This window comes from Streptomyces sp. MnatMP-M17, assembly GCF_900091995.1.
GTDB lineage: Bacteria > Actinomycetota > Actinomycetes > Streptomycetales > Streptomycetaceae > Streptomyces.
The window spans coordinates 1-12,778 of record NZ_FMDK01000584.1; the positions used below are offsets into that span (position 1 = coordinate 1).

Below are 12,778 nucleotides of genomic sequence, written 5' to 3' on the forward strand. Positions count from 1 at the left end.
TACGCCAGCCGACGCCGTCAGTCCACGCTCGCGTGACCGGCGGCCACCGCGTCCGGGCGGAAATCGACCCGATCAGGCACTTCACCGGAAAGCACAAAACGCATGACCGTTTCGCCCTTGTTTGAACCTAAAAGTAAAGAAGTGCAGCCAGGGGTTTCGCATTCCTGTGGGCAGGAGTACAAAGGATTCAACGGCCCGCGAGACCAAGGACATCCGAGAGGATCACCAGTTAACGCATAAGGCCCCACGGACCGAAGCATGGAAACGGAGCACCCACGCGACGTCGACCCGTCGATTACGGGCCAGCCGCACCAGGTGACGGGCAAAGCACCCGGCCTGATGGGCAACACAACGAGGACGCTTGGTAACTCGGTGGACATGCCAGCGGCGGCGCCACGACGGTGCCGCCGCAACCCTGTCGGGACAGATCAGGCCGCGCCTCGCTGGAGCGCCTCGCAGACGGCCGTCGATTCCCGGACACCCAGCTCAACCGCGCGTCCGCAGTGGGTGATCCACGCCGCCATACCGCCCGGAGTACCCGAGAGATAGCCGTCGAAGGCAGCCGCGTACGCCGCGCGCCCCAGCTCCGCGTGGCCGGCCTCCGCCGGGCAGACCGACTTGGGATCCAGACCGCTGCCGATGAGCACCACCCGCTCGGCGGCCCGCGCCACCAGGCCGTTGTACGAGCCGAAGGGCCGCAGCGCGAGCAGTTCGCCGTGTACGACTGCGGCCGTCACCAGCGCCGGCGCGGTGCTCGCCGCGATGATCAGCGCCGACAGCCCGTCCAGCCGTCCCGCCACCTCGTCCGCGCCGGGCAGCGGAGCCTCGATCAGCGGGCCCGCCATGTCACCGCCGGGCATCTCCACCACCGGTTCGTCCGCCAGCCGAGGCCGGCCCACCGTCCTGTCCGGGACGCCGGAACCGCCCGCGGCCACCAGATGGAGCCTGGCCAGTACACGCAGCGGTGACTGCACCCAGATGGAGAGGAGTTGGCCGGCCTCGGCGTTCAGCCGCAGGGCCGCGCCGACCGTACGGGCCTCGGCGCCCGAGCTGAAGTCGCTGCGGCGGCGCACCTCTTCGAGCGCCCAGTCGGCGCCGGACAGTGCCGCGGAACCGCGTGCCGCGCGCAGGGCCGCTTCCGAGGTGACCTCGTTGCTGCGGCGGCGCATGACGCGGTGGCTGTAGACGCGGTCCACCGCTCGGCGTACGGAATCCACCGCCTCGGGGACTCCCGGCAGGGCGGCCAGCGTGGCAAGGGGATCCTCCGGCCGCGGCGCGAAGAAGCCGTCAGAAGCTGTCGTACTCATAAGTAGGGAGGCTACGCCCATGGTGTGCGCCCCACCTTGGAGTGGTCTTCCCCGCACGAAACCATCACCTTGAGCAAGAGTGCGGCTACCCTACGTGAACATGAAGATCGCTTTCGTGGGCAAGGGCGGCAGCGGCAAGACCACGCTGTCCTCGCTCTTCATCCGCCATCTGACCGCCAACGAGGCCCCCGTCATCGCGGTGGACGCCGATATCAACCAGCATCTCGGGGTCGCGCTCGGCCTCGACGAGGCGGAGGCCGCCGCGCTGCCCGCGATGGGGGCGCACCTCCCGCTGATCAAGGACTATCTGCGCGGCAGCAATCCGCGGATCGCCTCCGCCGACGCGATGATCAAGACCACTCCGCCCGGCGAGGGATCGCGGCTCCTCCGGGTCGGCGAGAACAACCCGGTGTACGAGGCCTGCGCCCGGCCCCTCGCGCTCGACGGCGGCGAGATCCGGCTGATGGCCACCGGTCCGTTCGCCGAGTCCGATCTCGGCGTGGCCTGCTATCACTCCAAGGTCGGCGCGGTGGAGCTCTGCCTCAACCATCTGATCGACGGCCCCGAGGAGTACGTGGTCGTCGACATGACGGCCGGCTCGGACTCCTTCGCCTCCGGGATGTTCACCCGGTTCGACCTGACGTTCCTGGTGGCCGAGCCGACACATAAGGGGGTGTCCGTCTACCGCCAGTACAAGGAGTACGCACGGGACTTCGGCGTCTCGCTGGCGGTCGTCGGCAACAAGATCCAGGGCGAGGACGATCTGGACTTCCTCCGTACGGAGGTGGGCGACGACTTGCTCATCACGGTGGGCCACTCGGACTGGGTCCGGGCTATGGAGAAGGGCCGGCCGCGCCCGTTCGATCTGCTGGAGGCGGACAACCGCTGTGCGCTCCAGACGCTCCAGGACGCGGCGGAGGATTCGTACGAGCGCCGCGACTGGGAGCGGTACACACAGCAGATGGTCCACTTCCATCTCAAGAACGCGAAGAGCTGGGGCAACGCGAAGACGGGCGTCGACCTGGCCGCTCAGGTCGACCCCGCCTTCGTCCTCAGCGAGAGCCTGGCCGTACGTCAACCGTCATAGGACGCAACGCTCGTCGCCGCGGGGCGCGGCTCCGTACCGGTCATCCCGTCATAAGACCTCCGGGCCCCGGCCCCGGCCCGTGCGGTCGGCCGGGGCCGGGGCCCGAAGGGTCGAAGGCTCGTCCACCCGGTCAGTGGTTGCCGGAGTGGACGGACGGCTCGGACGACGGCTGGGACGACGGGCTCGCGGAGCCCTTCGGGCCCGCCGCCAACGTGGGCAGGAACTTCTCCCAGCCACCCTTGGGCGCCTGGCCGACACGGAGACCGCGCAGCTTGGCCAGGTGCGCCGGGTCCTGCACGTCCAGCCAGTCGGCGAGCTGACGGAAGGACACACACCGTACGTCCTTCTGCACACAGACCTTCTTGATCGTCTCCTCGATGGCACGCATGTAGGTGCCGCCGTTCCAGGACTCGAAGTGGTTGCCGATGATCAGCGGGGCGCGGTTGCCCTTGTAGGCGCGGTCGAAGGCCTGGAGCAGGCCGTCACGCATCTGGTTGCCCCAGAACGTGTGCTGCGAAGGATCGCCGTTGACCGTTCCCGACTGGTTGTACATGAAGTTGTAGTCCATCGAGAGGGTCTCGAAGTCGCGCCCAGGCACAGGGACGAGCTGAAGAGGGACGTCCCACATGCCCTCGGTCTTCTTGGGCCAGACCTGGTTGCTGATCCCGCTGGAGTCGTAGCGGAAGCCCATCGTCCGGGCCGCCTTCATCATGTTCTTCTGCCCTTCCAGGCAGGGCGTGCGCCCGCCGACCATCTCCTTGTCGTAGTCGAACGGCAGGGGCGCCTCGCTCTTCAGCCCCGCGTTGGTCTTCCAGTTCTTCACAAAGGACTTGGCCTGGTCGATCTCGCTCTTCCACTCGTCGACGGACCAGGTGCCGACGCCGCCGTCGTCGCCGCAGAAGTGGCCGTTGAAGTGGGTGCCGATCTCATTGCCCTCCTGCCAGGCGGCGCGCAGCTCCCGCAGGGTGGCCTTGATTCCCTTGGTGTCGTTGAAACCGATGTCCGAGCTGCCCGGCGAGTGCTGGGGCGGCCGGTACTTCTCCGCCTTCTCCTCGGGCAGCAGATAAACGCCGCTCAGGAAGTACGTCATGGTCATTTTGTACTTCTTGCTCAGCTCACGGAAGTGAGAGAAGAGCTGCTGACTGTCCTCGCCGGCGCCGTCCCACGAGAACACCACGAACTGCGGAGGCTTCTCCCCCGGCTTGAGCCGCTCGGGCTTGGCCAGATTCGGCTGGGCGCCGGTGAACGCGGTCGAGCCGTCACCGATGAGCTTGACAACGGCCTTCGGGGCGGCGGCGGGACCCTTCTTGGCTCCGGGCGCACCCGTACGGACCTCGCCCCCGCCCGATCCGGAGCATCCGGCAGCGCCGACGACAAGCGCCGTGACGGCGGCACCGAAGGCGGTTCTCCTTGTGGCGGCCAGCATTCGCCCACCCTCTTCCTTCAGGTTCAGTACCGAAGTGCCGAGCGGCGACTGCCGGCACGGCGCCGAGCGCGGACACCGTCGCATCAAGGCCGAAGAGGTGAAGAAACGACAAGCCGTAAAAGATCACTAATCACCAGGACAGGTGAATGTTTGCTCCTTTTGCCCGGAAAGTCCTGCCACAATCTTTACTCTCCATTACGATTCGTTTACCGAGAGTTGAGCTGAGCATTCCGCTGCCGCACGCCGTGCCTCTCGGCCGAGCCCCATGGCCGCGTCCGCGCCGCCCCGGAGGAGACGGGAAATATGTCCACCTGTGTCATCCCTCGTACCGCCCAGAGCTCTCAGACGAGCCGCGCCCAGTCCACGGTCCGCTTCCCTCGCATCGCACGCTTCCGGAGGCCGCACGACCCACCTCCGGACGGCCGCGGCTTCCGGATCGCCGGAGCGGACTTCTCCGCCTCGATCTCCGTCTTTCTGATCGCGCTGCCGCTCTCCCTGGGCATCGCGCTCGCCACGGGCGCACCGCTCCAGGCCGGGCTGGTGGCCGCGGCGGTCGGCGGTCTGGTCGTCGGGCGGCTGGGCGGGGCACCACTCCAGGTCAGCGGTCCCGCGGCCGGGCTGACCGTCGTCACGGCCGATCTGATCCAGCAGTACGGCTGGCGCACCACCTGCGCCATCACCATCTGCGCCGGGCTCGCCCAACTCGTCCTCGCGGCGCTGCGGGTGGCCCGGTCGGCGCTCGCCGTCAGCCCGGCGATCGTGCACGGCATGCTCGCGGGCATCGGTGTCACGATCGCCCTGGCCCAGCTCCATATCGTGCTCGGCGGTTCGCCGCAGAGTTCCGCCGTCGACAATGTGCTGGGACTGCCCGCCCAGTTGGCCAATCTTCATCCGGGCGCGCTCTCCGTAAGCGTTCTGACCATCGCGGTCCTGCTCGTATGGCCGCGGATTCCGGGACGCGTGGGCCGGGCCGTACGGAAGCTCCCGGCCGCGCTCGCGGCGGTGGCCGTCGCGACCACCCTGGCCGCCCTCGCCGGAATCAGCCTGGAACGTGTTGATCTGCCCTCCTGGAGAAGCCATGCCCTGCCCGAGCTCCCTCACGGGCCGGCGCTCGGGCTGCTCGCCGCCGTCCTCACCGTCACCCTGGTCGCCAGCGTGGAATCACTGCTCTCCGCAGTCGCCGTGGACAAGCTGGTGGCCGCCCGCAAGGAGCCGGCCGTCCAGATCCCCCGGGCGCGGCTCGACCGGGAGCTGGCCGGACAGGGCGCCGGGAATGTCGTCTCCGGCGCGCTCGGCGGACTGCCCATCACGGGCGTCGCCGTACGCAGTGCCGCCAATGTGGCCGCAGGCAGTGTCAGCAGGAACTCGGCCATGCTGCATGGTCTGTGGATCGCGGTCGCAGCCCTGCTGCTGGTGCCCGTGCTGGATCTGATCCCGCTGGCGGCGCTGGCCGCGCTGGTGATGTTCGTCGGGATCCAGATGGTCAATCTCACGCATATGCGCAGCGTGAGTCGGAATCGCGAGCTGCTGGTATATGTGGCCACGCTGACCGCCGTCGTGTTCACCGGCGTGCTGGAAGGCGTCGTCATCGGAATCGCCGTGGCGGTCGCGGTGTCGCTGCACCGGCTGACCAGGACGCGGATCACCACGGAGGAGCGGAGCGGTGTCCACCGTGTGCACGCGCGCGGCCAGTTGACGTTCCTCGCCGTGCCGAGACTCAGCCGGATGCTGCATCAGGTACCGCAGGGCGCCGACTGTGTCGTCGAGCTGGACGGGTCCTTCATGGACCACGCGGCCCATGAGGCCCTGTACGACTGGCGGGCCGCGCATATCGCCCGGGGCGGCACGGCCGAGTTCACCGGCCGGGCGGGCGCCCGGATCGCGGAGTCATCGAGTGAGTTCCATGCCTGCTGCCGCCCTTGGACGCCCTGGCGCAATCATCACTGCGGTCGGCATGCCGACGGAGGTCGGGCCGCCGCAGGGCACGCCGTCGCGGGGCGGGCAGCCATGGAGCAGACCGTCCCGGTATATACGGGCGGCGGTCCGTCCGGAGCGGAGGCGTCCGGAGCGAGAGCCACGGGTACGGAGCACTCGGCCGTCCGCGGATCCGCCGGTGCGGCGCCCGGCAAGGTGCTTTTGAGCGGGCTGCCGTCCGGTGGTACGGGCTCCAGCGGCGCTTGGCAGGCGGGCGAGGCGCCTGAGGAGCGTACGGACTCCGGACGGGGAGATCCCGGAGGGATCGGGCGTACGTCCAGCATCCTTCAACTGGCCAGCGGGCTCAGCTCGTTCCAGCGGAACACGGCTCCGCTGGTACGCGAAGAGCTGGCGCGGCTGGCGCGCGAGGGCCAGCAGCCCTCCCAGCTCTTCCTCACCTGCGCCGACTCCCGGCTGGTCACCAGCATGATCACATCAAGTGGTCCCGGCGATCTCTTCACCGTACGGAACGTGGGCAATCTCGTACCGCTGCCCGGGACGGACCGCGGGGACGAGTCGGTGGCCGCCGCGATCGAGTACGCGGTCGATGTGCTGCGGGTGGAGTCCATCACCATCTGCGGGCATTCGGGCTGTGGGGCGATGCAGGCCCTGCTGGACGACGCGCCCAACGACACCGACGACGAGCCCGCGACACCGCTGCGGCGCTGGCTGCGCCATGGTCTGCCCAGCCTGGAGCGGATGAAGAGCCGGCGCCACTCCTGGGCCAGGATCTCCGGGCGGCTGCCGGCGGATGCGGTCGAGCAGCTCTGTCTCACGAATGTCGTCCAGCAGTTGGAGCATCTGCGGGCCCATGAATCGGTGGCCCGCAGACTGGCCGACGGCACACTGGAGCTGCACGGGATGTACTTCCATGTCGGCGAGGCCCAGGCCTATCTGCTGGCGAATGGCGCCGGGAGCGGCGGAGTCGGCGAAATGGTCTTCAACCCGGTGGCACCGACCGCGCTGGAGGAGTCGCGCGCCTGAACCCTTCCCCCGCCGCATCCGTGAGAGTGTGTGGCCCCTCCTCCCCACCACCCGCCCCGGGGAGGAGGGCCACCCAGCGTCGTACGGGAGACCGTACAGGGGCCGACGCCGCACGGGCCTGAACGCATAGGTCTAAACCAATTTCCGGAACACCCTTGTCACCCGGGCATCCGCCTGATGAGCTAGGCCCGGGACACATAGGACGCCCTGGGAAAGGGAGATGTCGTGAGCAACGAAAGCCTGGCCAATCTGCTCAGGGAGGAGACGGGAGTATGAGCGAGAACTCTTCCCTCTCCAACCTGCTCAAGGAGGAGCGGCGGTTCGCGCCGCCGGTCGAGCTGGCCGCGCACGCCAATGTGACGGCGGAGGCGTACGAGCGGGCCGAGGCGGACAGGCTTGGCTTCTGGGCCGAGCAGGCGAGGCGGCTGACCTGGGTCACCGAGCCGACCGAGACGCTCGACTGGTCGAATCCGCCGTTCGCGAAGTGGTTCGCGGACGGCGAGCTGAATGTCGCCTACAACTGCGTCGACCGCCATGTGGAAGCCGGCCACGGTGACCGCGTCGCGATCCACTTCGAGGGCGAGCCGGGCGACAGCCGCGCGATCACCTACGCGGAGCTGAAGGACGAGGTGTCCCGGGCCGCCAACGCGCTCACCGAGCTGGGTGTGCGCAAGGGCGACCGCGTCGCGGTCTATCTGCCGATGATCCCCGAGGCCGCGGTCGCGATGCTGGCCTGCGCGCGGATCGGGGCGGCGCACTCGGTGGTCTTCGGCGGCTTCTCCGCCGAGGCCGTCGCCTCCCGTATCCAGGACGCAGACGCCAAGCTGGTCATCACCGCCGACGGCGGTTACCGCCGGGGCAAGCCGAGCGCGCTCAAGCCCGCCATCGACGAGGCCGTCACCAAGTGTCCGCAGGTCGAGCATGTGCTGGTGGTACGGCGCACGGGCCAGGACACAGCCTTCGACGGCAGCCGTGATGTGTGGTGGCACGACATTGTCGGCCGCCAGTCCACGAAGCACGCCCCGGAGGCGTTCGGCGCGGAGCACCCGCTGTTCATCCTCTACACCTCGGGCACGACAGGGAAGCCGAAGGGCATCCTGCACACCTCGGGCGGTTATCTGACCCAGGCTGCCTACACCCACCACGCCGTCTTCGACCTCAAGCCCGAGTCGGACGTGTACTGGTGCACCGCCGACATCGGCTGGGTGACGGGCCACTCGTACATCGTCTACGGCCCGCTCGCCAACGGCGCCACCCAGGTCATGTACGAAGGCACGCCCGACACCCCGCACCAGGGCCGCTTCTGGGAGATCATCCAGAAGTACGGAGTGACGATCCTCTACACGGCGCCGACGGCGATCCGTACGTTTATGAAGTGGGGCGACGACATCCCCGCCAAGTTCGATCTGACCTCCCTGCGCGTGCTGGGCTCGGTCGGCGAACCGATCAATCCCGAGGCCTGGATCTGGTACCGGGAGAACATCGGCGCGGGCAAGACCCCGATCGTGGACACCTGGTGGCAGACCGAGACCGGCGCCATGATGATCTCCCCGCTCCCGGGTGTCACCGAGACCAAGCCCGGCTCCGCCCAGCGCGCCCTGCCCGGCATCTCCGCCACGGTCGTGGACGACGAGGCCAACGAGGTGCCCGACGGAGGCGGCGGCTATCTCGTCCTGACCGCGCCCTGGCCCTCGATGCTCCGTACGATCTGGGGCGACGACCAGCGGTTCATCGACACCTACTGGTCACGCTTCGAAGGCAAGTACTTCGCCGGTGACGGCGCCAAGAAGGACGACGACGGCGACATCTGGCTGCTCGGCCGGGTCGATGACGTCATGCTGGTCTCGGGGCACAACATCTCCACCACCGAGGTCGAGTCCGCGCTCGTCTCGCATCCCAAGGTCGCCGAGGCCGCCGTCGTCGGCGCCGCCGACGAGACCACCGGCCAGGCGATCGTCGCCTTTGTCATCCTGCGTGGCAGCGCCACCGTCGATGACGGGCTCGTCGCCGAGCTGCGCAATCACGTCTCCACCACGCTCGGCCCGATCGCCAAGCCCAAGCGGATCCTGCCTGTCGCGGAGCTTCCCAAGACCCGCTCCGGCAAGATCATGCGACGGCTGCTGCGCGACATCGCCGAGAACCGCGCTCTCGGTGATGTCACCACCCTCACCGACTCCTCCGTCATGGATCTCATTCAGAGCCAGTTGCCCAGCGCGGCCAGCGAGGACTGAGCACCACCGGGGCATGTCACCATCGGGCGGAACCCCACGGAGACACCCCTAGGGCCTCTCGTTTGGATCTTGCCGGGCTCGATCCAAACGAAAGACCCTAGCGGGGCACCCGGCACATCGCGTGCCGGGCGCCCCGCTCTGTGCTTGTGCCGGTCCGCGCCTAAAGTGAAGATCACCTGATACGTCCCCCGTGCGCCCGGGTAAGGTAGGTGTCGCGTCAACAACACAACAAGATTCTGGGTGCGCCGGGAAGTCTGGTCGGCACGTGATTCGTCATGTCCGCCGACCGACCCGGAGGTCTTCACTCGTGCCAGCGCCCACGGCCACCACCCGTAAGTTCCTCGGACGTCTCTCACTGCCCGAGCGGAACTATCTCGCGGACGCGCTGCGCACCGAGACCGTCGGTGGTGTGCTGCTGCTCGTCGCCGCAGTCGTCGCCCTGATCTGGGCGAACACCCCGCTGAGCGGCAGCTACGAATCCGTGAGCGACTTCCACTTCGGCCCAGGCGCGCTCGGCCTCGACCTCTCCGTACAGCACTGGGCCGCCGACGGCCTGCTCGCCGTCTTCTTCTTTGTCGCCGGCATCGAACTCAAGCGTGAGCTGGTCGCGGGGGAACTGCGCGATCCCAAGGCCGCCGCGCTCCCTGTGATCGCGGCGCTGTCCGGCATGGCCGTACCGGCACTGGTCTATGTGCTGGTCAATGTGGTCGGCGGCGGATCACTGGACGGCTGGGCGGTACCGGTGGCCACCGATATCGCGTTCGCGCTCGCCGTTCTCGCGGTCATCGGCACCTCGTTGCCCTCCGCGCTGCGCGCCTTCCTTCTCACTCTCGCCGTCGTCGACGATCTGTTCGCGATCCTGATCATCGCCGTCTTCTTCACCAGCGATCTGAACTTCGTGGCGTTCGGCGGCGCCGTCGCCGGCCTCGTCGTCTTCTGGCTGCTGCTGAGGAAGGAAGTGCGCGGCTGGTACATCTATGTCCCGCTGGCCCTGGTCATCTGGGGGCTGATGCACAACAGCGGCGTCCACGCCACCATCGCCGGTGTCGCGATGGGACTGATGCTGCGCTGCCGGAGAAAGGAAGGCGAGGAGCACTCCCCCGGCGAACACATCGAGCACCGGGTGCGCCCGCTCTCGGCCGGGCTGGCCGTGCCGCTGTTCGCTCTCTTCTCCGCGGGCGTCCCGGTCTCCGGCGGCGCGCTCGGTCAGGTCTTCGCCCGGCCGGAGACCCTCGGTGTCGTCCTCGGGCTGGTGGTCGGCAAGGCGGTCGGTATCTTCGGCGGTACATGGCTGGCCGTACGCTTCACCAGAGCCGAACTCAACGACGACCTGGCCTGGCCCGATGTCTTCGCCCTCGCCTCGCTCGCCGGGATCGGCTTCACGGTCTCGCTGCTCATCGGCGAGCTCGCCTTCTCGTCCGACCCGGCGCTCACCGACGAGATGAAGGCGGCCGTGCTGACGGGCTCGCTGATCGCCGCCGTCATATCCGGCATTCTGCTCAAGCTACGGGTACGGACCTACCGTGCGCTGTACGAGGACGAGGAGCGCGACGAGGATCTGGACGGCATCCCCGACATCTACGAACAGGACGATCCGGCATACCACCTGCGGATGGCCGCGCTGTACGAGGCGAAGGCCGCGGAGCACCGTCGGCTGGCTGAACACGCGGGGGCGGCGCGCGATAACGGCGACAGTCCGGCATGATCGGACATCGGATCCGTAGCGGAGAGCCCGCAGCACAGAAGTCCGTTACAGAGAAGCGAGAAGAGGGAGTCACCGATGAGCGACCCCGGCACGCAAGTCGCCGACGCTGTCCGGACCGGCACAGTGGTCCAGCCCGTCAGTACCGACCGCAGTATCGGTCAACTCGTCGCCTCGGCGACAGCCGAGATGTCCGCACTGGTACATGACGAGATCGCCCTGGCCAAGGCCGAGCTCCGGCAGGATGTGCGGCGTGGTGCGATGGGCGGTGCGGCCATCACCGTCGCGGGCGTCTTCGCCCTGTTCTCGCTGCCGGTGCTGAGCTTCGCCGCCGCGTACGGGATCCACAACCTGGGGCTCGGTCTCGCCTGGTCGTTCCTGATCGTCGGCGGAGCGTATCTGGTGCTCGCCGCACTGGCCGCCGTGCTCGCGCTGCTGAAGTTCAAGAAGGTCAAGCCGCCGGAGAAGACCATCGCCTCGGCCAAGGAGACGGCCGCCGTGCTCCAGAATGTCAAGCCTCACCCGCGCAAGGTGGGGAAACGTGTCAAGTCTGTGGCACGCTCATCTGCATGACCGCCGCTGATTCCGACCCGGGCAAGGCCGACGGCTCGCCCGCGACTTCTGGTGCTTCGCGTGCTTCAGGCGCATTTGGCGCCTCCGGTTCGATGTCGGCCTCTGGTTCGACGCCGGCTTCCGGTTCGACGCCGAACTCTGCCATCCGTCTTACTGGTCCCTGGACCCACAGGGATGTAGCGGCCAATGGTGCCCGCTTCCATATCGCCGAGCTGGGCGAGGGCCCGCTGGTGTTGCTGCTGCATGGCTTTCCGCAGTTCTGGTGGACCTGGCGGCATCAGCTCACGGCGCTCGCGGACGCCGGCTACCGCGCGGTGGCCATGGATCTGCGGGGCGTGGGCGGCAGCGACCGTACGCCCCGGGGCTACGACCCGGCCAATCTGGCCCTCGACATCACCGGTGTGGTGCGCTCCCTCGGTGAGCCCGATGCCGCGCTCGTCGGGCACGACTTGGGCGGCTATCTCGCCTGGACCGCGGCCGTGATGCGGCCCAAGCTGGTGCGCAGGCTCGCGGTCTCCTCGATGCCGCATCCGCGCCGCTGGCGCTCGGCGATGCTCGCCGACTTCGCACAGAGCCGGGCCGGCTCCTATATCTGGGGCTTCCAGCGACCGTGGCTGCCGGAGCGTCAGCTCGTCGCGGACGACGCGGCGCTGGTGGGACAGCTGATCCGGGACTGGTCCGGGCCCACGCTCCCCGACGAGAAGGCGATCGACGTCTACCGGCGCGCGATGACCATTCCCTCGACGGCGCACTGCTCGATCGAGCCGTACCGCTGGATGGTGCGGTCGATGGCACGGCCCGACGGCATCCAGTTCAACCGGCGGATGAAGCGCCCGGTGCGGGTGCCGACGCTCCAGTTGCACGGGTCGCTCGATCCGGCGATGAGGACGCGAAGCACGGCGGGATCGGCCGAGTATGTGGAAGCGCCCTACAGATGGCGGCTGTTCGATGGGCTCGGGCACTTCCCTCAGGAAGAGGATCCGGCGGCGTTCTCCGCGGAGCTCATCAACTGGCTCAAGGATCCCGAGCCGGATCGCTAGCCGGACCGTTGGCCCCATCACTGGCCTGACCGCCGACCGCAGTCCCGAAGCGGCGAAGCGGCGAATGTAACCCGGACGACTGATTCGCTGCGCCGATATGGTCACCCTCTGAACGCTTGTCCTACGAACAGCCAATTGCCTCGCGCATAGGCCAATTGGCCCTCTCCCGTACGGTTACCGACCATGGGGCACGGGCAGACGTCGGGGTATGGGCTGGACGCACGACTACGGTGACACAGCACGCAACCGCCGCTCGGCCGCTGGGCCGATCACCCGCAAAGGGGGCGGCCAGGAAGGTCAGGGGCATGATGCGCGCCTCGGCATTTCCCTGATTCTCCGCCGCAGAGCGCGCTGGGTCTCGGCCCGGCTCCGCCATCAACGCAGCTAGGGTCTCTCGTTTGGATCTGGCCGGATCAGGGAGCGCCCGCCGCGGCAGCGGCTGATGTCACTGCGG

At 68.3% G+C, this 12,778-nt stretch carries 9 protein-coding genes; 7 read left to right on the forward strand and 2 right to left on the reverse strand.

The features are described 5' to 3' along the window. Positions 1–428: 428 nt before the first annotated feature. On the reverse strand, positions 429–1,307 hold the full coding sequence (locus tag GA0115259_RS25020; protein WP_093601205.1) for a Fic family protein: 879 nt from the start codon (positions 1,305–1,307) through the stop codon (positions 429–431). A 100-nt stretch (positions 1,308–1,407) separates the two neighbouring features. On the opposite strand from GA0115259_RS25020, the gene GA0115259_RS25025 reads away from it, so the two are divergent. Continuing rightward, positions 1,408–2,394 carry an ATP-binding protein gene (locus GA0115259_RS25025; protein WP_093601207.1) on the forward strand — a complete coding sequence of 329 codons (987 nt, stop codon included), beginning with the start codon at positions 1,408–1,410 and terminating at the stop codon, positions 2,392–2,394. 130 nt (positions 2,395–2,524) lie between these two features. Here the strand turns inward: GA0115259_RS25025 and GA0115259_RS25030 are convergent, their stop codons facing one another. Next, on the reverse strand, positions 2,525–3,820 hold the full coding sequence (locus GA0115259_RS25030) for a polysaccharide deacetylase family protein (protein WP_093601209.1): 1,296 nt from the start codon (positions 3,818–3,820) through the stop codon (positions 2,525–2,527). Between the two features lie 303 nt (positions 3,821–4,123). Between GA0115259_RS25030 and GA0115259_RS25035 the strand changes: the two genes are divergently transcribed. From GA0115259_RS25035 to GA0115259_RS42160, 6 genes are all read left to right on the forward strand, one after another. Then, positions 4,124–6,778, forward strand: a complete 2,655-nt coding sequence (locus GA0115259_RS25035; RefSeq protein WP_093601211.1) for a bifunctional SulP family inorganic anion transporter/carbonic anhydrase — start codon at positions 4,124–4,126, stop codon at positions 6,776–6,778. A 272-nt stretch (positions 6,779–7,050) separates the two neighbouring features. Next, the gene (gene acs / locus GA0115259_RS25040) at positions 7,051–9,009 is read left to right on the forward strand and encodes an acetate--CoA ligase (RefSeq protein ID WP_093601213.1); all 1,959 of its coding nucleotides are present in this window, start codon (positions 7,051–7,053) and stop codon (positions 9,007–9,009) included. Positions 9,010–9,316: 307 nt separating this feature from the next. Then, entirely contained in the window at positions 9,317–10,714 is a 1,398-nt protein-coding gene (gene nhaA, locus GA0115259_RS25045; protein WP_093601215.1) for a Na+/H+ antiporter NhaA, read from the forward strand. Positions 10,715–10,789: 75 nt separating this feature from the next. Further along, a complete protein-coding gene (locus tag GA0115259_RS25050; RefSeq protein WP_093601217.1) occupies positions 10,790–11,284 on the forward strand; it encodes a phage holin family protein in 495 nt (164 codons plus the stop codon). A 92-nt stretch (positions 11,285–11,376) separates the two neighbouring features. Further along, positions 11,377–12,324 (forward strand): alpha/beta fold hydrolase, encoded by a 948-nt coding sequence (locus GA0115259_RS25055; RefSeq protein WP_093601219.1) that lies wholly within the window; start codon positions 11,377–11,379, stop codon positions 12,322–12,324. Between the two features lie 208 nt (positions 12,325–12,532). Further along, complete coding sequence (locus tag GA0115259_RS42160; RefSeq protein ID WP_079125521.1) at positions 12,533–12,712, forward strand: hypothetical protein; 180 nt, start codon at positions 12,533–12,535, stop codon at positions 12,710–12,712. Positions 12,713–12,778 lie beyond the last annotated feature (66 nt).